The sequence below is a fragment of the Paenibacillus sp. P13VS genome, assembly GCF_015143645.1.
Classification (GTDB): Bacteria; Bacillota; Bacilli; order Paenibacillales; family Paenibacillaceae; genus Paenibacillus; species Paenibacillus xylanilyticus_A.
On the sequence record NZ_WYEV01000002.1, the window covers coordinates 403,008 to 427,309 of the forward strand.

Consider the following 24,302-nt stretch of genomic DNA (forward strand, 5'->3'; position numbering starts at 1 on the left):
CGCGTCTTTTTATTTTGTGGCTAGAAGCCGTTTATCCCTTTCCAGAGGAGCTTCGTTTCTGCATTTCCCCGCGTGGATCTAGTGCTTTTTCCTTTTTTCCTACCCACAATGATACGGCAAAGGGGAGCATGCCAAACCATTTCATCGCCCAAGGCTCTTTTACCTTGGAACGCCCTTTACGCTCTTCCTTCGGTGTATCCATAAAATGAACAACCCGCTGCGTAATATACTTCACCAGCTCATCACTTTTGGCCATCCATCTCTGCCTCCTTCTTTACCTGAGCATTTATACGAGCTGCTCAACTGTAATGCGCAAGCTTACGATACATCTATTGTGTGCAGAACGGTCCATGCATAAACATTTTTTTTACTGCTGATAGTATGAAATAACCAAGAATGCACAGTCTAATGCCAAAGGTATCCATCCGAATACGCTATTGCATGAGATGCCTATAATGAAAAGGAGCGTGCATACTCATGGTTAAGCTGTTAGCTGCGTTAGTGGCATCGCTGATCGGGTTCAATTCAATACTTATGTCACCTGCGCAAGCAACCTCCGCGGTTATTGCTTCATCTCACCCTAACCAAAAATCAGTAAGTCCTTCCTTGCTGCCTGTAACGGATGGTGACAGTTATCGTTCCACGCACCATGCTTTTGCAGCTCCAGTCATCCTGCTGGATGTGGGACACGGCGGTATTGATGGGGGTACGTCAGATCAAGGGGTACTTGAAAAAGACATCAATTTGGCTATCAGCCAAAAGGTGTATCTCCTGCTTCGCAGCAAAGGATATGCTGTCATCATCAACCGGCTTGGGGACTATGCCCTTAGTGACGAAAACCGCTGGCTGAACAGCAGATCCCGTCATCGCAGGGATCTGGCACAGCGCAAGAGTCTCAGTGAAGAAGTAAGCACGGATATCGTGGTCAGCATCCATGGAAACTGGAGTCCCAAATCGTCTACAAGGGGACCGGTTGTCCTTTACCAGAATGAAGGCAGGAGCTACCTTCTGGCAGACTCCATCCAGACCGAGCTTAATCATCTGTTTGGCACTCGGCGCGGGGTTGTGTGGGGCAAGCCTTTCTACCTGCTGAATCAGATCAAACATCCAGCCGTTATCGTGGAAACCGGATTTCTGAGCAATGCAGAAGACAGGGCTATGATGAGTGATCCGGCAGAGCAGAAACGCATTGCCCAGTCTATTGCCGACGGCATTATTTATTATTTGTCGGTAGTGTAGGGGCAGCATGCCAGTGCCAAACTTCACGCACCAGATCACCGATGCCAACAAACTCTATCTCACCCTTCAGCCGGGTGACGGACTCGCGAACAACGCTGGATGTGTTTAGTCCTGTCTGACCCACATGCCCAATGACAACGCACATATTCTTTTCGACAGCTCGCTTGGCTGCCAATTCCATCTGATGGCGAATATGCGGCTTCGAGTTCTGGTCGTCCAGAAAAATATCGTTGCCAACCGGAGGCATGTTTTTGGATGCTGCGAGTTCACCCACAACCGAACGGAAATTGGTACGGCTGTCTACAAAAAACAGTCCTCGTTCCCGGCAAACATCAAGCACAATAGACATGATTCGTTTGTCTGAAGTAACTTTAGAGCCCATATGATTGTTCATGCCGATGGCGTACGGAACATCATCAATGGCTTTCTCCACTCGTTCGCGGACCTCATCGTCCGTTAGACTGGATGTGATCGCACCCGGACCGAGCCATTCAGGTCTTCCTGATTTGGGTTCCATGGGCATGTGTACGATGACATCCATCCCTTTTTCATGTGCAGCGATAGCGTCTTTTTTGGTGGTGGACAAAAACGGCATGACGGCAAGCGTCAGCTTGACTGGCATGTCCAATATTTCCGCCGTGCCTTTCATATCGTTGCCCGCATCATCAATGATGATCGCCATTCGTTTGGGCTGTGGTTGGGATGGAGTCGTTACTGCTGCCTGCACAGGTTCTGTGACCAGTGATTCTGCACTACAGGTTAACGAGTTCACTCCATTAATGATAAACAGCATACTCACCAGCAATAATGCAGTTCGAATCGTCCACGTATTGGACCATCCTGTTCGTTCGACCTTTTTCATCCATGGTTCCCTCCTTCGTTCTGTTCCCTCATTATTTGAACAATGAAGAAGGAATATGTTAGACAAAAAAAGCCTGTTCCATGCATAAGAAAAGGCCCTCCTTTAGGAGAGCCCATTTACTTAACTTGATATCAATCTGGCTTACTTGGTTCCCCATACTTCCATGCGCTGGGCGTATTTCTGGTTGATAATCTCCTCCACTTTCTCATCCCCTGCCTTTTTCATATCCTCTAGCATTTTGTCAAAAATGGCATTGGCCTCTGCTTCAGTCGGGGCAATAATGGCTCTGGTAATGCTTTGATCCATAATATCCTTGACCTTTTGTGCCGTCAGGGCTTCCGGTGTTCCCCCATCCGGATTGAGGTTATCATATTCAGCAGTATCCCATACCGAATCGCCCAGGCTCTTGATGGCCAGTTCATCCACTTCGCTGCGCTGATATTTGACAGCCATGTCATATGGCTGGCCATTTGGATCCAACCCATTTTTGATAAACCACAGCCATTTACGAACCCCGCTTGTTTTCACTGTTTCATCCCAGTTATCCTTGAAGCTCTGCAGGAATGCGGGATCAGGTTGACGTTTGCCATCGGCCATGGTGTATTGTTCGCCTTCCTTACCCCATAGGAGCAAGTGCTGACCTTCATCACTCGCCAAATAGTTGAACAGCTTCATCGTTTCTTCCGGGTGTTTATTATTTTTGGTTATGGCAATGGCATCCCAGCCGAGCGAGCTTCTCGGACCAAAGGTCGTTTGGGCCGGGTCCACACCAGGAGCTACGACTTTATATGCGAATAATTGATTTTTCTCTCCGCCATCCTTCTTCAACGCGGCATTTCCGTTGCCTGGATCCCAGTATGCGCCTGGTGTGGAGAATACCGCACCTGTTGTGAGCTTCTGAATCCATGTTTGTGTTTTGCTAATGGCGAATTCCTTCTCGATCAGTCCTTCTCGATATAGACGGTTCATATATAACAGCATTTCACGATACTTCGGATCTTTGACATCATATTGCAATCTGCCATTATTATCGTAATAGGTTTTTAACCCCCACATGCCCTTGAAGGTACCCAGATTCGCCCCCATATTCTCACCATTCATCGTCATGGGAACCGACTCTTTACCATCAATCGTGCTGTATTTCTGTTTAAACTGTTTAAGCAGTGCTTCAAACTCGTCTGTCGTGAGTGGCTCGGATCCATCCGCTTTCTCAGGAGCAAGCTCTTCCAGCAGGCTTTGCCTCATCAGCATACCGAAGACGGGATCACTGTCGAGTCCGTACCAGTTTGCCAGATAATAGTTTTTGCCGTCCGTATAACGTGTCTTGGTCAACGTGTCCCCGTACATTTGCTTTAAATCTGCTCCATATTTCTCGATTAACTCATCAAGCGGAATGAAGGCTCCGCTAGAAATATATTTGTCCAGTGAGGCATCTCCCCGGCTCATGACCACAACATCGGGGTAATCTCCACTCGCCAGCATCAAGCTCAGCTTCTCCGTGGGGTTTCCCGTCGGCTGCTGTATGGAGATCTCTATACCGGTTTTTTCGGTGATTTGCTGGGCAACCGCATCTGTGAATGGCTCACCTTTGGTATTGCCATCAAACCAGGTCAGCGTGATCGGGCCTTGTTCAGCTCCTTTTTCATCTGTACCTGCGCTACCTGTCCCCTTGCTCGAAGAACATCCCGCAAGCAAGCCCACGACTAATGCAGCAGTAATACCCATAACCATCCATTTTTTTGTCTTTTTCATTGACACCCTAATTCCTCCCAATGAATGAAGTGACTTGCGTGTATTATGGAGTAAACCGACGAATCTGTACCACCCCCTTTCAGGAGTGAAGGAGTGCCTGCCGAGAAGCCTTCCTCTGGCAGCCAGACCAGCAACAATTAACTAACTCTTTACTGCACCGAGCGTCATGCCTTTGACAAAATACTTCTGCAAAAACGGATAGACCAGAATGATCGGCAGCGTTGCAACCATGGTCGCAGCCATTCGTATGGTGTCACTCGAAACAGCATTCCGCTTGGCTGAATTGGCCAGCATCTGCGTTTGCGAGATCATTCCGCCGGTCTGAAACTGACTCAGGATTTTGACAAGTACGGCTTGCAAGGTCTTTAAGTCTGAGCTGTACGTGAATGCATAAGAGTCAAACCATGAGTTCCAGTGTCCAATAGCCTGAAATAATCCCACTGTCGCGAGTACAGGCGTGGTCAGCGGCATGACAATTCGGAAAAAAATCGTAAGATCATTAGCTCCGTCCACCTTGGCTGATTCCTCAATCTCATGAGGAAGCTGCTCCATGAACGTTCGAACAATAATCATGTAAAACACATTCATCAGACTGGGCAGAATGAAGACGGAGAACGTATCAATCATGTTCAGCGCTTTGAGAACCATGTAATAGGGAATCAATCCGCCGCTGAAATACATCGTGAAGATGAAGTACAAATTCCAGCCCTTACGCCCCACCAAATTCCGCCGACTCAGCGGATATGCCAGCATCGTGATGACCAGTACTGAGAGCGGCGCACCAATCAGCGTTCGTTTGACCGTGACCCACAGCCCATTCAAAATCTCACTGTCTTTCAAAATCTGGCTGTAGCTGTCCAAGGTTGGCACGCGTGGCCACAAGTAGACACCGCCCCGAACCGTATCTTCCGCGCTATTCAAGGAAAGGACAAGTATATTCCAGAAAGGCAGAAATGTAACCAGTAAAACCAGGACCAGAATGAGATATACAAAAAACTTAAATATTCGGTCACCGAATCGGTTTAATAACATCTTAAGGCACTCCTTTCCTTCTTGGTTAGAATAACGCCTGATCATTTACCTTTCTTGAGATCCGGTTCACAATAACAACGAGTATGAAAGCAACGACAGATTTGAACATTCCAACAGCAGCTCCGTATGAAAACATGCTGTTCTGCAAGCCGTATTTGTAGGCATAAATATCGATGACTTCCGAATACTCAAGTACCGTATTGTTTTGCAGGAGATACTGCTGTTCAAAGCCTGCATTCAGAATTCCGCCGACCGCAAGAATAGCCAGTATGACAATGGTTGGACGCAAAGCCGGCAGAGTAATATGCCACATTTGCTTAAATCTGCTCGCCCCATCTACCCTTGCAGCTTCATAAAGTTCAGGGTTAATGGAGGAAATGGCTGCAAGATACATAATGGCGCTGAACCCCATCTCTTTCCACATGTTGGACAAGGCGATAATCCACCAAAACAAGGGTCCATTTTGCAGGAACGCGATCGGATCATCCACAATACCCAGCAGCACCAGAATATTATTGAGCATCCCGTCTGAAGCCAGGAGCGTAATGACAATATTGGCCGCAATAACCCACGAGATGAAGTGGGGCAAATAGGATACCGTCTGTACAAAACGCTTGAAAAATCCCTGCCTGGCTTCATTCAGGACAAGCGCAAGGATGATTGGCGCAGGAAACCCAAACAACAGTGTGAGCAGGCTCGTTGCGAGTGTATTGCGCATAACCCGATAGAAATCACCTGTGGTGAAGAAATATTCAAACCACCGGAAGCCTACAAACTCCGCATGAAAAAACTGCCTAAAAAAAGACTCCCCTCCCGGCTGATAATTCGTAAATGCCATATACAGTCCGAACATGGGACCATAGGAAAACAGCAAGGTTGCAACGAAGGCAGGCAGCATAAGTACGAATAACCATTTTTGTTCTTTTAGTCTGCTGATCAGATTATTGCTCCTGACTGTTTTGATAGCGCTTACCTTATGCATCAGATGCCCTCCCCTTTCTTTATACCATCATGATTGGCCTGATTCAGATTCAGCTGATTACCTTTTTATCTTAATTTTGATAGCGCTTGCTTTCCATACTTCAATTCTCCGATAAATGCCGCTTTTTAAAGATGTTTTCGGTGAAAACCGTTATTGGAATTCGATATTTGGTCTGCTATGATGAACTCTATGTAAACACTTTCAATTGAGAGAGGGCTGCAGTATGCGTCCATTTTACAGAAAATACATTTACATGCCTTTTGTTGATTTAAGTTTCAGATCCAAACTCTTTCTTGTTTTTGTACTGGTCACCATTATCCCGATGATGCTGCTGGTTTATTTCTCGTTTGAACTTACCAAATCCAAGCTAACGGAACAGCTGTACATCAACATGATGAATTCAACCGCCCAGATTGCCAAAAACCTGGAAAATAAACTCGATAGCTATGAACATATTTCGGCCTCCATTTATCTCGATAATCGACTTGCCAATTACCTGACGACAGAGTATCAGGATGATCCTTCCTATCTGGATGTTTATAATTACATTGGCAATCGCATCCATACCATTATGGCTGCCTACCCTGATTTTGATAGCGCATTCATTTATTCGAACAATCCGTCTCTGCCCAAAGATAATTACTATATCAAGCCTATTACACCCGAGGTTCAGGAGACTGAGCTAGTCCAAAAGCTGCAGCAGTCGTATGGGAATATCATTCACCTCTCCTCCCCGCAAACGGCGGATGGACCTGCCATGTTTACTCTTGCGAGGCTGCTGAATAATAATAGCAATCAATATCCGTACGGGATGCTGGTATTCCAAATTTCCGAGTCGGTTATCTATTCGTTAATGGAGAAGGAAGCGGGAGGCAAAGATATTTTTATCATGAATGACCAAGGCGTAATTTTATCTTCCGCGGACAAAAAATTAATCAATACCCGGCTGCCGGAACTGCTTGATACACATTTTGATGACTCTCTTTCCGGCAGATTCGACACAACCTATCATGGCTTCAAGGCACTCGCCGTCTATAACACGCTCAAAAATGGCTGGAAGACCGTCTCCATTTTCCCATATGAAAGTATTATCAAAGATGCCAAATCACTGTCGCAGCTGATTATCAAAGTGTCCCTTGCCTTTATTGGTGTAGCCCTGCTGCTCATTTATATTACGGCCTCACTGTTCAGCAAACGAATCCGGACCTTAATCCGTATGATTCGCCGGATTGAGCGCGGAGACTTCACTCCAACACATGAGGAACAATTGGGCAGTGATGAGATTGGACAGCTTCACTTCGCATTCCAGCAGATGACCATCCGGTTGAGAAGTCTCATCACCGAGGTATATCAAAAAGAACTGCAGAGCAAGGAAGCAGAACTCGATCTTTTGCAGGCCCAGATTAATCCTCATTTTCTGTATAACACACTGGGCTCGATCTCTTCTCTCGCGATTAAACATCAGGATCCGCAAATTCAGGATATGGTATTACATCTCGCCAAGTTTTATCGGATCTCCTTGAACAAAGGAAAAAGTGTTCTGACCATTAACGAGGAGTTAAAATTAACGCAAAGCTATAATGCCATTCAGCTGATCCGATTCAAGGGGCAGTTAAACTTCATATATACCATTGATCAGGCGATTTTACCCTACTCCACGGTTAAGCTTGCTCTCCAGCCATTTGTTGAAAATGCGATTATTCATGCCGTTTGGAATCAGGAAAGGCCGCTCAACATTCATATCAAAGGGGCCTTCGAAAATGACTCGATCATCCTCTCCGTCATGGATGACGGGATGGGCATGTCGCGTGAAACCCTTCTATCTCTTCTTGAAGACAAACCAGGACGGGGATATGGTATTTCCAACGTGGACCGGCGGATTAAGCTGAAGTTCGGAGAGAATTACGGTGTCCATGTATACAGCAGATTAGGTGCGGGCACGACTGTTCAGATCACCCTTCCGCAAAATGCCCTTTTATAACAATCATGCAATCATGAATGACATCGTTTGATACAAAAATACAGAAGTAGGGCTGCGGATCGCTCCGCAGCCCTTGACGTTTTACTTCTGAATTAAATTGTAGATGACCTGTGCCGCTTCTGCCCGCGATGCAATCCCTTTGGGCTCAAACTTGGCATGTCTGTTTCCTTGAATCAGGCCCCGATTGGCTGCTTCAATTACTGAATCAGCTGCCCATCGTGAAACCAGATTCATATCTCCGAATATGATACCGTTGGTATCAACAGGCTCATTATCCTTCCCCAAGGAATAGCCCTTCATGACCATGACTGCCATTTCCTCGCGAGTAATCGGCAGATCTGGTTCGAAGGCATCCCGGCTTTTGCCGCTTACAATCCCGGCCTTGTACGCGATGGAAATCGGCGCAGCGTACCAGCGATCTGCCGCTACATCGCGAAACTCCATTTCCCCGGCTGTGGTTAGTCCCAGGGAATGTACAAGCATTGAAGCGAACTCGGCCCTTGTGACCTCACGGCCTGGTTCAAACAGGCTTCCATGTGTACCTTGGACAATCAGCTTGGCTGCCAACTCATGAATAACAGGGCTCGCCCAGTGGTAAGCAGGGACATCTGTGAAGGAGCGCTCCAGCTCCAATACAGCATATGTGCCGAATTCACTGATTTCCCCTGTCAGCACATTCGCTGCATATTCTCCTCGGACAAATTCAAGCTTACCTTGTTCTCCTATCGCATACATGCCACCCTTAGACGGTTCAAAACCTTCCACCGCATGCAGACTCAACACGACAGGCTTATCAAGCTTGGAGAGTGTTTCGTTGAACCCCGATTTGCTCTGAATGGATATACTGAATGCGTAAATTTCACTTTTCAATGAAACTCTCGCTTGTGTCATATCCTGTGCTGCGGCAATGCTCTTGTTACCTTCACTGCCAAGTGGAACCATCTTGAGCGTGACGATGCTGCCTTCCTGCTGCTGTTCTGGCAGCTTATTCATAAGCTGCTGAAGCACTTCTGCAGGAATGTGAAGGCTTAGCTTGCTCGATTTCAACACCAGTGCGTTGTTTCCAAGCTGCTTGACAACAGCTGAGGATAACTGCACTTCCTGCGTTTCAGCCTTGATTTCCACGACGGCTTGACCTGACTCTTTGTTCATTTTCAGCATATCTGCTGTGATGGACAGGGTTGTCGTCACACTTTCTTGACTCCCATTGTTCTCATTGATGCTGCTGCCTGGAGTATTGCCAGTGCTTCCTGAGTTTCCTGGATTCCCCGGGTTGCTCGGATTGCCCGGATTGCCCGGAGTATCCTTCATTTCCGTCAATTTCACCAGTCTGGATTCAGCTGCTTCCAGTGTAACCGACCATGAACCCGATACGGACGAAACTTCGCCTGTCCAGAGATCTTTTAGCGAATACGTTTGGGCAGCATTCAATCCGGCACGCTCCAAGTCGATCGTTCGCTCAGCGGAACTGGTCGCGCTGTAGTTAAATAAGGCAAGGTAATAATCATCTCCATCCTTCAACACAAACGTATCCGCAGCATTCGCATTGGTGTTGCCTTCAAGAGGCCTGAATACTTTCCCTTTCTTCGCAACATTTAAAACATCCGTATTGTTATACAGTGCAGACATGTACTCCTGAGCCTTGGGGTCATGCACATCATCGGAAGCCATCATGACCGTTCCCGCAATGACACCCGAGTTCACTCGGCTGCGGGCTTCGGTCAGACTTGATGCTTTGGCCAGTACCAGATGGTCAGGGTCGGTATAGGAATATATGGTTCCATTTTGCCAGAAGCCGTAGGTCAGCGAGTTCAACATGTATTCTGTCTCGTTAATGCTGCCGTACGAATCGCATGAGATGCGTCTGCTGTGCGCATATTGGCTTGGAAAGATCGGTGCAATGGATGCACTGATGAACATTTTTCCGTCCAATCGCCCTTCCACATAACGCATACCTTGATTGTAGGCCTGGATGCCGGTGGTTACTTCCTCGTCATAATGCACCCCTTCCAGCGAACCGTGAGTCAGAAAATCCAGTTTGATGTAGGTAAAACCGAGATTTTTGAACTTATCCAGAAAATAATCCATCCGCATCTTGGCTCCGGGATGTGTCACATCCAGGGGATACGCCCCGTCCAGGGTAGGCAGAGGTTTGCCAGTAGAGTCCTTAAGGACGATATCGCCATAGGTATATTGGTTGTTGGTGCCTTCCACCGTCTGACTCATATTGTTTCCCCAATACACGAATGGTGCCCAATAGATCCCCGCATGCTGACCGTTGCCCTTTATAACGGATACAGCCTGTGCAAGTTCTTCATCGCTCAGGTTATCCCAGTAGGAATCCATGTTGATAAATACATTTCCCTCGTTGTTAAATTTGTCTAAGTTGTTCTTAAAATAGGTGGAGACATCCACAACGTTCTGATAAGACAGTGTGCTGCCATACGCGCCCCAGCTATTCCAGCCAAAGGGAACGCCCTGCGGAAGTTCCGGGTTTAATTCCAGTGGTGGCGTGATGACTGCATTGGCCTTACCATATTCTTCAAGACCTATCCGGTAATCCCTGAACCCTCCCACCATAATCAACGGCGAGGACAGCTCGGTTCCCGTCAGACTGCCATGCGGCTGGGTGTCTCTTGTCACATCAGTGGCAGCTCCGCCATATACGGAAAGCTCATGAATTCGGTTGGCAGAGCCTTGCCAATCAATCCCTGTTTTCCAAGTATCATGGGTTACCGAACCAATCACCAATCCGTTACGTGTTGCGTTATTGAAGATGGCCGTCATTTCATAACTTGTATCTGTCCGGTTCATGGTTTGAGATTTATACCTGATCCATGCATCATTGTCAAAAGGCACGGTGAGTACACGATTGTCCGAGCTATCACCAATGTCCACCCCACCTGCACGGGTCACCGTAATCGGGGACATGTAATTCGTATGGATCTCCGTTTCCCCAATAGCATTCAAACCGGTCAGAAAATAAGCCTTATCTTCATAGAAACGATACACCTGCTTCAACGTCGGTTTGCCAGCAGATGTGTGGACAAATGAAAGCTCGATTCCTTTGCCGAATCCGTCTTCCAATTCCCGTGGTGCGCCAGCAGTGGTATGTTCTTCATAATCTTTGCTCTGCACGAAAGACTCTTCACCGAGTTTCATGCTGCTATATACGCCCCGCAGCTTCTGCCCGTCAGCCCAGCTGTAACCAACCAATCCTGACTGGGTATTATAAGTTACTTCATAATGATCGTTTGCCACGAGAAATCCGTACGTATAATCCGTCACTGAGATCGTTCCATATTGATGTGTATCCCCTGGTGTGCCCAGGTCTTCTTCTTCACCGGGAATCCCGGGCTCTGTCTCATTATCATCTAGTCCGGCAATGACAATTTTGTCGATATCAGGTGAATACCAATTGTTGTCATCGATCAGAATTGAGTTACTGCCTGCGTTCAAGGGCAGCGTTACATCATATGTGCCTACGGTATCCCAATCTGCTGTCTTCGGTGGTTCTTCAAATTGTTTTGCTCCGCCGTTGGCGCTTATGTTGAACGGCCGGGGATCACCTGAAATGTAATAAACGACAACTTTATAATTTCCCGACTCGTTTACGATCACGTTATTGAATAGCAGCGAACTGCCTTGGTACATACCTCCGACCTTCTTGCCCCCCGATGCAGATGGACTATCCGATACACTCGCATTTCCGCTCAGAGTATTTCCCTCCGCTTCGGCTTCATAGCTGTTAGGATCACTGGCACTTACCATGGCTGCCGTTGGACCGATACCTGTCACCAGACAGAAGATCAAAAGGAATATAAAGGATTTTTGCAATACTCGCACTAACATAACATCCCTCCAACTTCAATGATTAGGCTAACGTTAGATTTACATGGATGATGAAGCAGTGAATGACGCAGTGTAATCGCTTTCAATTTATAATTTAGTTTCTCCACCTCCTTTGTTCTTTCGGTGTAATAAGGGATAAGGGCTGCATATTGGTTACATGCCTAATTGTAAAAAGAGCGACAGGATTGATCCATATCGCAATGTTACGATTCATATTTGAATTTCTCTCTTTTACAAAACAATCGGGCGATTTATAAACGTTCAGATCGTTTTCCTGTACTCATTCGGTGTTACTCCTTCATTCTTAAGAAAAAGGGAAATGAAGTAGGACGTGCTCTCGTAGCCTACTCTCTGAGCAATATCATGAATCTTGAGCGAGCCATCCGCCAGCATTTCCCTTGCTTTGCCCAGCCGGATACGCGTCAAATAATCATGGATGGTCATTCCTGTCTTTTCCTTGAAAATGGACCGCAAATAGTTAGGTGACAGATAAACCTGTTCAGAGAGGCTGTTAATCGTAACCGGATGATTGTAATTTTGATCAATGAGGGTGCGTACCTTATGAATCAGCTTTTCATTTTTATCCATAAATCGCTCTCCCAGCAGATTCACGGCATGACCTGCTGCATCCAGAATCAGCCCCTCGATCTCATGCAATGTCGATGCATTATAAATGGAGTGATATAGCTCTGCTCGTTGAACCCCCTTCGAAAAGGGCTCCTGCACCTGCTCAAGCAGCTCATCGACGAGATCGATGGACCAGTCACATATCATCTTTTTCTTGATTCGCATAGCAGCCAGGGCTTCAATATATTGATGCAGCTTCTGTGCTGCCCACTCAAAATCCAGTTGATGTATCGCTTCAAACCATTCTTTCTTCTCAAAAGGCGGCATATGTTCGCTGTACAATTGATTCGATACAGCTTCTGCATGGATCATCGTTCCGGTTCCTTCGTAGAAACGCTCGTTCAGGATCACACGCATTTGCTCATATAAATAGTGGAGATTGGACAATTCGGCAGCTTCGGCTCCTACCGCTGCAGTCACCGTAAAATCGAGTGCACTTCGCATGGCCACAGCCAAGTCCTCCCAGGCGTAATACCCTGGCTGTTGGTCTGCTTCCATAAATATTCCTGTCTCGCCTTCCTTGTAATCAACAAAGGTAGCCTTCAGATTCTTCGCCTGGAAATAGTAATTCAGATAAGATACCAGCCGGGTGGTACATTCCTCCAGACTCTGCTGCTCTTCTTCCGCTTCGATGGGATCGATGCTGAACAAGGCCAAGGCATACCCTGATGTCACGGGCAGACGGGTCAATCTGTTATAGTCGGATGCCAGCTCCGCAGCACGAGTCATATCTTTTTCATAGGACAGCTCCTTTAGAATCGTGGCTTTAGCAGCCTCTGTGGAACGTTTCTTGATTGCAACTTCTTCACAGCGCTGTTTCACTTTCGAAATAACGCTTTCAATTTCATTCAAATCAAGTGGTTTAAGCAAATATCCGACAGCTCCGACATGAAGCGCCGATTTCACATAATGGAATTCATCATGTCCCGTCAGGAACATCACTTGAATGGAATCATACAACTCATTTATTTTTCGAGCCAGGTCAATCCCGTTCAAAATGGGCATCTGCACATCGGTAAGTACAATATCAGGCTGAATAACCTCGATCTTCTCCAAAGCCTCTCTGCCGTTGCTCGCTGTCCCAATAATGTAGATCCCCATCTCTTCCCAGCGAATATAATCTCTCATCATCCCAAGCCCGAGCTCTTCGTCGTCTACGAGAAAAATACTGTACATTGAAGTCCCCTCCATTTAAGCTGTCTCTGTCTCTATTATATGGCTTCTCTCCCATTCGACCAGATCGGTTATGATACAATTGCTTATTGGCATGATTCATTGATCAATCAAGTCCAGCTCACGATTAAATGTGTAACTTCCTCCCGCTTCGGCCTGAAAAGTCGTTCTCCGCTCTCCTCTGCATACGGTGTACGTTTCAGACGTAAACGTACGGATGGTGGCAGATGTCAGCTCCCCATCCTCCCAGACTGCATCTACTTCGGCATTGCCTTTGGCTCTTAACCCGGTTACCTTCCCTTTATTCCAAGCCTGCGGCAGTGCTGGCAAGAGATGAATTTCGCCTTCGTAACTTTGCAGCAGCATTTCCGCAATGACCGCTGTTCCTCCGAAATTTCCGTCAATAACGAAAATATTGGTTTCCGCACCGGCAATGCCTGACTTGGAATACGTAAACAGATTATCGAAGCACAGTCCACTAATCAGATGCGAGACATGTTTGTAGGCCATTTCTCCATCATGCAGCCTCGCAAAACCAAGTCCAAACAGGGCAGCCGTAAATTCCACATCCTCCAGTTCCTCTTGCAGCATCCGGTTTTGCATCGTCACTCTTGCTGCCGCACTAAGCTCAGGTGTCCGCTCAGGCGTGATCTGATGCCCTGGATACAGGGCGAATAGATGTGACAGATGCCGATGCTCCGGCTGTGCTTCCTCATAGTCCTCCAGCCATTCCTGGAGCTGTCCTTTCTTCCCAATCTGCAGCGGTGGCAGCATATCAACAGCTTCTCTCAGTTGTTCACCGAACTCCTGGTCCCGATCCAGTAGTTCAATCGACTTCAGGCAAAATTCGAACAGCTCAAGCACCAGAATCTGATCTAATGTCGTTCCCATCGAGAGCTGATGCACAGTACGGCCAGCTGTACCCGGATAGAAATGATTCTCTGGAGAATTGGATGGACCCGTCACCAGCCAACCATATGCGGGATGAATGTCCATATAGTCCAGATAGAATACTGCGGCCTCTTTGAGCACAGGATACGCTGTACTCTCCAGAAAAGCACGGTCCTGGCTATATTCATAATGCTCCATTAAGTGAGTGGCGAGCCACAGTCCTCCGGTAACATTCAGCCCCCACGATGTATCCCAGCCGGGAAGTGTGAATCCCCAGACGTTAGAGAAGACATGCGCAACCCAGCCTTCACTGCCATATAAGTTACGTGCCGTTGACTTGCCGGCTGCTGCCAGGTCTTCAACATACCTCATGAGCGGAAGATGGCTGTCTCCCAGGTTCGTAATCTCTGTCGGATAATAATTCATCTGGGTATTGATATCCAGGTGATAATCACAGCTCCAGCCCATACGGCATGCTTCTCCGTCATTCCATATTCCCTGAAGATGAAGTGGAAGCGGAGAATTGGCACGCGAACCGGCAATGGTCAGATACCGGCCATATTGCAGAAATAGCGCAAAAAGCTGGGGATCATCATCCCCACCTCCAGCCAGCAGCCGGATGCGCTGATCTGTCGTCAGATTACTTTTGCTTGCAGTCCCAAGCTGAATATCGAACTTGTTATACTGCTCTGCGTGATCCTCGATGTGATCCGTTCGCAGAAGGGAATATCCTTTGCCTAGTGCCTTATCGAGTGTTACGCTATTCTCCTGTTTCCACTCCGGTCCCGTTTTGCGATAATCGGTACTGACAGTAAAGTAAATGTAGGCCTCATCCGCTCCATGGACGGTCAATCTTCCGTCTCTCCCGGTAACCGCACCACCAGCGACAACGACCTTCACGTACCCTTCGGCCGATACACCACAGCTGCCGTTGCTGTGAACATTCTCGGTAGCCTGGCCCCCAAACTTCAATGTACAGTCATCCATTATTGTGGTGCGGAACGATCCCGTGTCTCCCTCCAGACGAAGCGAAAAGGATACGCCCCCAGAGCGATCACTCCATACCCTGGAAACAATCAGGTCGTCAGCATGCGATGCAAAAACCTCACGATACACAGTTGTATCCTTGTTCCTCCAGGCAGCTTTGGCCAGCGCAAGGTTTAAGTCCAGCTCACGCCGGAAGCTTTCCTCTAGCGTTCTGTCAGGGCCCTGCTCGGCAAACTGTATGACAACCTTGCACAACCCCAGATTGGTGCCAAAATTCTGCTTGTCGGGCTGCAAATATTGCTTTGCAAGACGATCACCCTCATCATAATTGCCGGAATAGAGCTGACGCCGCATCTCCTCCAGCGCCCTCTTCCCTCCTGCAAAAGCCGGTTCTGGATCTGCTTGACCGGACCAGTAGGTCACCTCAGTCATGCTCCACACTTCACGATGCGGTGCAGCCATGACCACAGCTCCCATTCTTCCGTTCCCGAGCGGCAATCCTTGATTCCAATTCACTGCTGGGGTGGAGTACCATAATGTAAAATCGTCCATTTCACGCCCTCCTGTTCAAATGGATAATCTAATCTATAATCGCCGAAAACAAAATAAAGCGCGCTGTCTGTGTCCAACATAAGCGCGCCTCTTATAGGTTGATGCAGATTGTCAGCTTCTTTTCACCGTTAATCTGAATATTTTGGACTCTGCTGGTTCCAGCGTTACGCTCATATGGCCAATGGCTTCCCCTTGTGCCCCTTCCCATAAATCCTGATAACCGTACACGGCACTTGCATCCAGTCCGGCTCTCTCCAGGGAAACCGTTCTATGTGCTTCATTCGCAGCATCAAAATTAAAAACGGCCAAATAAAAACTCTTTTCTTCAGGCGATTCCAGTACAAATACGTCTGATGCCTGCTTCCCGCAATCTCCTTCCAGCGGACGGAACGTTCGGCCGAGCCGGGCGATATTCATGATTTCCTTGTTTCCAAGCCAGTCTTTTGCCCGCTCCGCAGCCTCTGCCTGACGGAAATCATCTCCGAGCAGCAATACCGTACCTGCAATCACCGAGGCGGTAAGACGACTTCTTCCTTCCTGCCAGCCAGTTGCTTCCTGGTTGAAGCTCTTGTACAGCACCGAATGATCCGGATCATTGTAGCGGTACAGCGTATTGTTCATCCACCATCCATGGGTCAATGAGTTTAACAGGTATTCCGTATCCTGAAGCGTACCGAAGACATCGCAGGAGATGCGGCGACTGTGAGCGAAGGCGTACGGAAAGATCGGCGCAATGGACAGGTTCATGAAGAACGGGCGGCCAATGGCCACAGGTGAGAGCTTTTGCTGTAAATAAAACATGCCATGGCGATAAGCTGCAATCCCTGTTGTGATCTCTGGGTCGTAATGCTGCCCTTCGAGGGCACCATGTGCAAGGAAGTCCAGCTTAATATACTCGAATCCTTCCGAGATGAATTTGTTCGCAAACCAGTCCATTCTCAGCAGATTACCAGGATGCGTCGGGTCTATAGCCAAACCGCCATCTACATCGGGCAAAACCTCGCCTTCCATGTCTCTCAGCAGAATATCCCCGTAGGTATACTGACCATCCGTCCCTTCCACAACTTGGCTGAACTGTTCCGGGCTCCCCCAGAATGTAAATGGTGTCCAATAGGTTCCCGCCCTGTGTCCATTTTTCCGTACCCGGTCCAGCGCGTCTTTCATCTGTTCAGGTGTAAAGTTGTCCCAGAAGGCATCAAAGTTAACGTATAAGGTCTCTTCGTTCTGGAAACCCAGAGGCTGCACTTCCTTCTTCAAAAAATCACTAGTCGACGTATACAAGTCATAATCGAGTGTACTCATCGCTGCAGACCAGCTGTTCCAGCCGACCGGAACGCCGCCCTTCCATGGCAGTGGGGCCTCCACCCAAGTGTTGGCACGGCCGTAAGCTTCGAGTCCATCTCTATAATCTTCGTAAAATCCGATGAATGCGAGTGGTGATTCAATGATTTTTCCTGTCACATATCCATGCGGCTGGGAATCGCGGGTCAGCCCACTGACAGCTCCACCATAGAGATCCAGCTCTTCGATGCGGCCGCTCTTCTCGCTTTTAAATCGGATACCCGTTTTCCATACCTTATGCGTGAGTGAACCCAGAATCACTCCCCGGCGGCTATCCGGCTCGAACACGACTGCTGCTTCGTAGCTTTCGACATCCACTGGAGGTTTGACAACCGTGTATCGAACCCATTTGTCGTTATCATAAGGAATCCGCAGGATGCTGAGCTCTTCCTGTTGATTTCCTGCATTAAGCGATACCTGTTTGGATTGAACGACCGCGAAGCGATTGACCTTGATCTCTTTATCACTTTGAATTGTGCTCTGTACCAGCACAAATGGTACAGACTCGTATACATAGAAATGCTGTTCTAGTTGGGGAAGCTTGGACGACTGGTGCAGGATCACCAAATGCACTCCTTTGCCGAATCCTTCCCGGACAATGGCTTCCTTGCTTTTCAGCTCATGTCTCTCGTAGTGCTCCGTGCTGTATTCCCGACCTTGCCAGCGAAAAGAACTGCGGAAATCGTTAACAAGACAAGAGCGGTTATTATTGCAAGAAGCCTCACCATTTTCAAGATGAATCTCCAGATTCACATGTTCGTTACTCACTTGGATCCGCGTGTCATTCTGCTGCACTTCAACAGCTGTATCGTTCGTTAGCATCATATGCCTCCTCGACGTTGCATGGTTGGTTGGCGGGAGCGGTCATCCCCTCCCTCAAGTCTGCCCTCATTATAAAGACAGGACAGACCGTAATCCATGCACCGATCTTCCGATCCATATCGCGATTTAACACACTTTTCTTGGCAAAATGTTTACTGGTCACCCTCCACTGAAATACTGTACGTTTGTCCAGCTGATGTCGGAAATTTCAGTGTCGATGCCTTGATGCGGATGGCGTCGAGCCGAGTGCCATTCGAAGTTACGATGAGCGGGACATCACTACGGAGTACACAATCCGTACCCAGCATGGAGGTGATCTGCGCTTCGGCGAGCTGTCCCCTATCCCACCAGATGCTAACTTCAAAACCGCCTCGGGCACGCAGCCCGGATACGCAGCCCTTCTGCCACGAATCCGGCAGGGCCGGAAGCAATTCAAGATACGAAAGGTGAGACTGCACCAGCATCTCGGCAATGCCGGCGGATGCGGCGAAATTACCGTCTATCTGAAATGGCGGATGCGCGCCAAGCAGATTGGCGTACACTCCGCCATGGTTGTATTGCTCCGTGTCCCCGTCCTGAACCAGGCGGAGCATATTGGAGAGCAGTCGCAAGGAACGGTTACCATCCCGGAACCGACTCCAGAGAGCAACACGCCAGCCCAGGCTCCAGCCTGTACTTTCGTCTCCCCGACGCTCCAGTGAATTTCTTGCCGCGGCAAACCATTCCGGTGTTTCCTCCTCGGACAACTGCCGTCCAGGATATACGCCTACTAGGTGCGAAGTATGCCGGTGGTATGTATCCTCATCTTCGAAATCCTCCGACCATTCCTGAAGTTGACCATACTTACCGACTTGCAGCGGCTGCATGCGTTCTCGTGCACTCTTCAGCTCCTCCCTGAATTCCATGTCTGTTCCAAGTCGGTCCGCGGCTTCCATGCAATTCGTGAACAACTCCCAGATCAGGGAAATATCCATTGTTGAACCCGAGCTGACTGCTGCTACACCTTCTGCTGTACGAAATTTATGCTCTGGAGAAGTGGATGGGGCTGTAGTCCAATCTCCGCTTCCATCGTCAATAAGCCAATCAAGTGCAAAGAGTGCCGCCTGCTTCATGATCGGATAGGCAGTTGTTCTCAAATACGCTTCGTCTCTGTTAAAGGCGTAATGCTCCCATAAGTGCTGAGTCAGCCATACGCCACCCATTGGCCAATACGCCCAGCTTGGATCTCCATCTCCGTAATTTCCAACCGGGGCTGTATGCGCCCATAGATCCGAGTTATGATGAGCCGTCCAGCCACGGGTACCATAGTTAACCTTTGCAGTCTCAGCACCTTTCTCTGCCAGATTACTGATCAGATCCAGCAGAGGCATATGGCACTCCGCCAAATTACAGACCTCAGCCGGCCAATAGTTCATCTCCGTGTTAATATTCAAGGTATAATTGCTGCTCCATGGCGGACGGGTAAGTGCATTCCATATTCCCTGAAGATTGGCGGCCTGTGTACCAGGGCGAGAACTTGAGATCAGCAAGTAGCGTCCATAATGAAAGAGCAGCTCCACAAGTCCCGGATCTTCGGCAGCATAGGTCGTAATCCGCTGGCTTGTAGACATGCCTTCCGGGGCGAGCGGCGTACCGAGCTGCAGTTTCACTCTGTCAAACAGGGAGCGATAATCCGAGATATGGGCGTCCCGCAGACTTGTATATGGTTGGGCTGTAACCATGTTTAGTCGTGAATCATTCATCGCTGTGACACCTCTTCCCTCCCCTTCAGGCATGTTGGCATAGCCATTAAAACTTGTAGCTGCACTGAAATAGAAGGTGGCAGCCGTTGCCCCCAACAGATGTATTCCTTGACTATCCACAATCACCTGTCCATCCTCTGCTGTCACGGCCAGCTGTCCTTCGAAAACCATGCCCTTCCCGGCTCCCGGTTCACCGTATCTAATGGGTTCATCGCTTGTGACATAGCTGGGATCCACATGTTCCGGAGCGGTTCCTGATAATACGAAACGGTCTTCCTTTGCTTGAAGTGTATGCCGAAGCGGGCTGTCCAGGGCGGCATGCACATGGAGCTTCCCCTGTACACTTGCGGTCAGACGCAGCACCATCACCTGATGGGGATTCGAAGCAAACATCTCACGCTTATAGATAACGTTCCCAACCTGATATTCAACGCTGTGCAGTGCCTGTTCTATATCCAGCGTCCGTTTGTAGGAATGATGAATGCCCCCATGCTCAAAACGAAGAAGCAGATCTCCGAAGGGCAAGTAGGATTGCGTATAGGGTCCCTGCATCTCTCTCGTCAGCGTATCTGCCTCCTGGTAGCGTTTCTCCTGTATCAGCTTGCGAACCTTCGGCAAAACCTCCTTCGCGCCCGGATTATTACCGTCTGTAGGATAGCCCGACCATAAAGTGTCCTCGTTCAGACTGATTTTCTCCTGCTCTACTCCTCCAAAAATCATGCCACCGAGACGACCATTACCAATGGGAAGTCCCTCAGTCCATACACTGGCGGGTTTGTCATATTGAAGTTTCATGGGTTCTCTCCCTTATCATATTTTGGCATTGCTACTGACTGTATTGCCTTAAATATCAACTTATGTGCACAATTCTCATCATCCTTAGACTGTGGATACAGCAAACATCAGGTGCCTGGTCCAACTCAGGCACCTGATGTTTGAATTTTTATCTGCTATTTGGACGCCTCGTAGGCCTTTTGCAAAATTTCGAGATAACGGTCCAGCTTCAGGTTTTCCAGACCTTTAACATACGCATCCCAATCCTTGTTCAGATCCTTGTTGCCTGTAATGAATTGAAGCTGGTTCTGCTCAATGTAGTTCCGGATATTGGTTTGCAGCAAGCTTGCTTCATCAATTTCGGTAGGATCAATCCATACGGACCAGATCGGGAACAGCTCTTCTGGCTCATGTCCTTCGTACAGCAGCGTAGCATCATACAGTCTGCGCTCATAACCGTCGGAAGCATAGATATCCGTGCCTTGAACAAAGGTATCCCGATACTCCTTCGGCATATAGAAATGAGCCATTCCGCTCCAGCCCGCATTGCGCGGTGCTTCTCCCTCAGCCATCGGAATCTGTTTAACCATCGGCTTGGAATCCTTGCCGAGTGCCACATCGCCTTCTCCCGGGTCGGTCCAATCGATCCCTTTCAGACCACTCGCCCCGTTCGTTTGACCTTCGGCAGTAAACATATAGTCCACCATTTTAATTAGAGCGATCTGCGCTTCTTCACTTGCCTTGTTGGTGATGACGAATTTGGCTCCTGGAGAGACGCCTCCCCCATCATGCGTTGCGTACGATACGCCGCCCGGTCCGGTAATCGGAGGTACAGGATTATAATGTGCCGATCGTGTATTACCAGGATCAATGTTTACGAAGATTGCGGGATGCATTCCTGCCCCGACGCCGAGAATTTCCGCATCTGCATTTTCCCCAATTTTCTTAAAGGCTTCAGCGTTCTGTGTAAAAGCTCCTGGATCAATGAGACCTGCATCGTACAACGATTTGATATAGGTCAATCCTTCCTTCCACTCTGGGGTAATGGCTGCGGATTGAACCTTTCCTCCGTCCATTTGCAGATAGTTGCGGTCATCATCGTACACAAAGGCATTCATGAGGAATGGAATGATGCGCACACCAAATTCCTCGATGGAACCGCTAAGAGGTACTTCATCGGCTTTTCCATTTCCGTTCGGGTCCTGCGTTTTGAACGCCTGCAGCACATTTTTGAATTCCTCCGTCGTGGTGGGCATCTCCAGATTGAGTTTTTTGAGCCACTCCGTATTCATCCACATCTTGCTCGGATAGGAGCAGTGGAAACATTCCGTATAAGCAACAAGGCCATAAATATTGCCATCCGGTGCTGTGTTAAGCGTTTTCAAATTTGAGTTGCTTTCCATCGCTGCTTTAATGTTGGGAGCATATTGATCAATCAGATCGTTGAGCGGTATGAGGACGCCCTGTTTGCCATATTTCAAAAGATCCGCCTGTGAGAATTGGTCAATGTAATGAGTAAGCAGGTAGGCATCAGGATAGTCACCACTTGCCAGTGAGATCTGGCGCTTCTCCTTGGCTCCGTCCGACGGATTGATCTGCCAGTTGAATTTGATGTTGAACTTGTCTTCCACGAATTTGGTGAATTGGTTGGTCGGGATATCGATCCCCGATTCTTGTACGGAAAATACACTGATGTTCACCGGACCGTCTCCTGCAGCCGGCTCTCCTGATTCAGAGCTTGATGAGTTGTCACTTGAGCATCCGCTCATTACCATTGTGAACGCCATGAGCAGCATGAGTATGATTGTCAGACTTTTCTTCAAAATGGATCACTCCCTATAGTAATTTACCGGTGAAGAAAATGATTCCCTAACTCAAGCTGTGAATTAACCCTTAATGGAACCAACCAGCATTCCCTGTACAAAATGACGCTGTACAAACGGATAGATCACCAGCACAGGCAATGTAGCCACCACAATCAAGGAATATTTTAACAGCTCGGCAAGCTGCTGTCTCTCTACCATTTTCGCCGCATCCATTGCACCTGCACTGTTGTTCTGAATAATAATGCTGCGCAGAATGAGCTGTAACGGGAACAGATCAGCCGATTTAAGATAAATAAGAGCATCAAAATAAGCGTTCCACTGTCCAACCGCATACATGAGTACCAGCACGGCGATAATGGGCTTGGATAGAGGGAGAACGATACTCCAGATGAAGCGCATGTCACTGCAGCCGTCCATCTCGCTGGCTTCCAGCAATTCCTCGGGAATGGAGGATTTGAAGAAGGAACGGGCAATGATGACTTGCCATACCCAAATGGCATTAGGAATCAGCAGCGCCCAGCGTGTGTCGATCAGATGAAGCTGCTTCACAACCATATACGTCGGAATTAACCCGCCGCTGAAAATCATCGTAAAGGTGATGATCATCATTAAGGCATTTCGGCCAAAAAAGCTTCTGCGTGATAGCGGATAGGCAATCATGATGGTCAGGACCACACTAATAAAAGTACCTACTACCGTATAAAAGATGGAATTACCGTACCCTTTTAAGATTTCAGGTGTGTTGAATAGTGCCTTGTAACCACTGAATGAAATATCTACAGGCCAGAGCCATACACGGCCAGAAGTAACGGCTGCCGGGCTGCTTAACGAGCTGCTGATAATAAAAATCAGAGGATAGATCACCGCCAGTACAACGAGACTGAGCACGATATAGATCGTAATCAGAAACGCTCGATCGGCGGCAGATTCCCTAATCCTTTTTGGTACCGTTGCTGCCACTTGAGGACCCTCCTTTCCTACCAGATACTATTGTTGGTCACTCGTTTCGCCAAACCGTTCACGGTAACCAGCAAAACGAGGTTAATCACCGAGTTGAAAAGTCCGACCGCGGTCGCAAAACTATAGTTGGCATTCAACAAGCCGATGCTGTAAACATAGGTTGCAATGATTTCAGAGTTGGCTAGATTAAGCGGATTCTGCAGCAGGTAGACCTTTTCGAAGCCAATGGCCATGACATTTCCTACATTGAGAATCAAAATAATGACGATGGTTGGCACAAGGCCTGGGAGGTCGACGTGTCTGATCTTTTGAAAACGTGAAGCTCCATCGACTTTGGCCGCTTCATACAGTGTCGGATCAATTCCGGCGAGAGCTGCCAAATAGATTACTGCACTGTATCCTGCGGTTTGCCATATATCCGACCAGACATAGATCGAGCGAAACATTCCGGGTTCACCGAGGAAGTTGACCGATTCAAGCCCGAAAAAATTCAGGGCAATGTTGGCAAAGCCAAGCCGCGGTGCCAGAAACAGCATGATCATGGATACCATTACGACGGTTGAGATGAAATAGGGCGCAAACGATACGAGCTGTACGAACTTTTTAAACTTCGTGCTCCGCACCTCATTAATCATAAGAGCTAAGATGATTGGAATCGGGAATCCCGCCAGCAGCAAATATCCACTCAATAGGATCGTGTTCTTCACCAGTGTCCAAAATAACGGATTTTCGAAGAACAGACGGAAGTTTTGCAGCCCCACCCAGGGACTCCCCCATATACCTTTAATGACGTTATAGTCCTTAAAGGCAAGGACTGCATTAATCATTGGGTAATACTTGAAAATAAGAAAAAACAGCAAGGGTGGAATCACCAGCAGATGCAGCTGCCAGTGCTTCCTCATTTTCC

At 48.1% G+C, this 24,302-nt stretch carries 15 protein-coding genes; 2 read left to right on the plus strand and 13 right to left on the minus strand.

Features of this window, described 5'->3' with window-relative positions:
* Positions 1–31: 31 nt before the first annotated feature.
* Complete coding sequence (locus GUA98_RS02905) at positions 32–256, minus strand: YqzE family protein (RefSeq protein WP_095358801.1); 225 nt, start codon at positions 254–256, stop codon at positions 32–34.
* A gap of 221 nt (positions 257–477) precedes the next feature.
* On the opposite strand from GUA98_RS02905, the gene GUA98_RS02910 reads away from it, so the two are divergent.
* Positions 478–1,239, plus strand: coding sequence for an N-acetylmuramoyl-L-alanine amidase (locus GUA98_RS02910; protein ID WP_193722011.1), 762 nt, complete (start codon positions 478–480; stop codon positions 1,237–1,239).
* Here the strand turns inward: GUA98_RS02910 and GUA98_RS02915 are convergent.
* The 4 genes from GUA98_RS02915 to GUA98_RS02930 form a co-directional block, all read right to left on the minus strand.
* Complete coding sequence (locus tag GUA98_RS02915) at positions 1,214–2,101, minus strand: divergent polysaccharide deacetylase family protein (RefSeq protein ID WP_193722012.1); 888 nt, start codon at positions 2,099–2,101, stop codon at positions 1,214–1,216. The two genes, GUA98_RS02910 and GUA98_RS02915, sit on opposite strands and share 26 nt — an antisense overlap.
* A 141-nt stretch (positions 2,102–2,242) precedes the next feature.
* Complete coding sequence (locus GUA98_RS02920) at positions 2,243–3,853, minus strand: extracellular solute-binding protein (RefSeq protein ID WP_193722013.1); 1,611 nt, start codon at positions 3,851–3,853, stop codon at positions 2,243–2,245.
* A gap of 141 nt (positions 3,854–3,994) precedes the next feature.
* Positions 3,995–4,885 (minus strand): carbohydrate ABC transporter permease, encoded by an 891-nt coding sequence (locus tag GUA98_RS02925; RefSeq protein WP_193722014.1) that lies wholly within the window; start codon positions 4,883–4,885, stop codon positions 3,995–3,997.
* A gap of 25 nt (positions 4,886–4,910) precedes the next feature.
* Positions 4,911–5,867 (minus strand): ABC transporter permease, encoded by a 957-nt coding sequence (locus tag GUA98_RS02930; RefSeq protein WP_095358806.1) that lies wholly within the window; start codon positions 5,865–5,867, stop codon positions 4,911–4,913.
* A gap of 253 nt (positions 5,868–6,120) precedes the next feature.
* Between GUA98_RS02930 and GUA98_RS02935 the strand changes: the two genes are divergently transcribed.
* The gene (locus tag GUA98_RS02935) at positions 6,121–7,848 is read left to right on the plus strand and encodes a sensor histidine kinase (protein WP_227779360.1); all 1,728 of its coding nucleotides are present in this window, start codon (positions 6,121–6,123) and stop codon (positions 7,846–7,848) included.
* Positions 7,849–7,929: 81 nt separating this feature from the next.
* Here GUA98_RS02935 and GUA98_RS02940 read toward each other — a convergent pair whose 3' ends face one another.
* The 8 genes from GUA98_RS02940 to GUA98_RS02975 all read right to left on the minus strand — a co-directional run bounded on the left by GUA98_RS02940 (position 7,930) and on the right by GUA98_RS02975 (position 24,297).
* Positions 7,930–11,700: an S-layer homology domain-containing protein gene (locus tag GUA98_RS02940; protein WP_193722016.1), complete on the minus strand. Its 3,771-nt coding sequence runs from the start codon at positions 11,698–11,700 to the stop codon at positions 7,930–7,932.
* A 261-nt stretch (positions 11,701–11,961) separates the two neighbouring features.
* Complete coding sequence (locus GUA98_RS02945; protein ID WP_193722017.1) at positions 11,962–13,503, minus strand: response regulator; 1,542 nt, start codon at positions 13,501–13,503, stop codon at positions 11,962–11,964.
* 96 nt (positions 13,504–13,599) lie between these two features.
* Positions 13,600–15,930 carry a glycosyl hydrolase family 95 catalytic domain-containing protein gene (locus GUA98_RS02950; RefSeq protein WP_193722018.1) on the minus strand — a complete coding sequence of 777 codons (2,331 nt, stop codon included), beginning with the start codon at positions 15,928–15,930 and terminating at the stop codon, positions 13,600–13,602.
* A 111-nt stretch (positions 15,931–16,041) separates the two neighbouring features.
* Entirely contained in the window at positions 16,042–18,093 is a 2,052-nt protein-coding gene (locus GUA98_RS02955; protein ID WP_321573828.1) for an alpha-galactosidase, read from the minus strand.
* A 152-nt stretch (positions 18,094–18,245) separates the two neighbouring features.
* Entirely contained in the window at positions 18,246–20,630 is a 2,385-nt protein-coding gene (locus GUA98_RS02960; protein WP_193722020.1) for a glycosyl hydrolase family 95 catalytic domain-containing protein, read from the minus strand.
* 155 nt (positions 20,631–20,785) lie between these two features.
* Positions 20,786–22,432: an extracellular solute-binding protein gene (locus GUA98_RS02965; protein WP_193722021.1), complete on the minus strand. Its 1,647-nt coding sequence runs from the start codon at positions 22,430–22,432 to the stop codon at positions 20,786–20,788.
* A gap of 63 nt (positions 22,433–22,495) precedes the next feature.
* On the minus strand, positions 22,496–23,395 hold the full coding sequence (locus tag GUA98_RS02970; protein WP_186811980.1) for a carbohydrate ABC transporter permease: 900 nt from the start codon (positions 23,393–23,395) through the stop codon (positions 22,496–22,498).
* 17 nt (positions 23,396–23,412) lie between these two features.
* Positions 23,413–24,297 (minus strand): ABC transporter permease, encoded by an 885-nt coding sequence (locus GUA98_RS02975; protein ID WP_227779402.1) that lies wholly within the window; start codon positions 24,295–24,297, stop codon positions 23,413–23,415.
* Positions 24,298–24,302: the final 5 nt, after the last annotated feature.

What these genes read in the sequence shown, in the direction of transcription:
- GUA98_RS02905 (WP_095358801.1), bottom strand. Translation starts at nt 256, where the DNA reads ATGGCCAAAAGTGATGAGCTGGTGAAGTATATTACGCAGCGGGTTGTT.
- GUA98_RS02910 (WP_193722011.1), top strand. Translation starts at nt 478, where the DNA reads ATGGTTAAGCTGTTAGCTGCGTTAGTGGCATCGCTGATCGGGTTCAAT.
- GUA98_RS02915 (WP_193722012.1), bottom strand. Translation starts at nt 2,101, where the DNA reads ATGAAAAAGGTCGAACGAACAGGATGGTCCAATACGTGGACGATTCGA.
- GUA98_RS02920 (WP_193722013.1), bottom strand. Translation starts at nt 3,853, where the DNA reads ATGAAAAAGACAAAAAAATGGATGGTTATGGGTATTACTGCTGCATTA.
- GUA98_RS02925 (WP_193722014.1), bottom strand. Translation starts at nt 4,885, where the DNA reads ATGTTATTAAACCGATTCGGTGACCGAATATTTAAGTTTTTTGTATAT.
- GUA98_RS02930 (WP_095358806.1), bottom strand. Translation starts at nt 5,867, where the DNA reads ATGCATAAGGTAAGCGCTATCAAAACAGTCAGGAGCAATAATCTGATC.
- GUA98_RS02935 (WP_227779360.1), top strand. Translation starts at nt 6,121, where the DNA reads ATGCCTTTTGTTGATTTAAGTTTCAGATCCAAACTCTTTCTTGTTTTT.
- GUA98_RS02940 (WP_193722016.1), bottom strand. Translation starts at nt 11,700, where the DNA reads ATGTTAGTGCGAGTATTGCAAAAATCCTTTATATTCCTTTTGATCTTC.
- GUA98_RS02945 (WP_193722017.1), bottom strand. Translation starts at nt 13,503, where the DNA reads ATGTACAGTATTTTTCTCGTAGACGACGAAGAGCTCGGGCTTGGGATG.
- GUA98_RS02950 (WP_193722018.1), bottom strand. Translation starts at nt 15,930, where the DNA reads ATGGACGATTTTACATTATGGTACTCCACCCCAGCAGTGAATTGGAAT.
- GUA98_RS02955 (WP_321573828.1), bottom strand. Translation starts at nt 18,093, where the DNA reads ATGCTAACGAACGATACAGCTGTTGAAGTGCAGCAGAATGACACGCGG.
- GUA98_RS02960 (WP_193722020.1), bottom strand. Translation starts at nt 20,630, where the DNA reads ATGAAACTTCAATATGACAAACCCGCCAGTGTATGGACTGAGGGACTT.
- GUA98_RS02975 (WP_227779402.1), bottom strand. Translation starts at nt 24,297, where the DNA reads ATGAGGAAGCACTGGCAGCTGCATCTGCTGGTGATTCCACCCTTGCTG.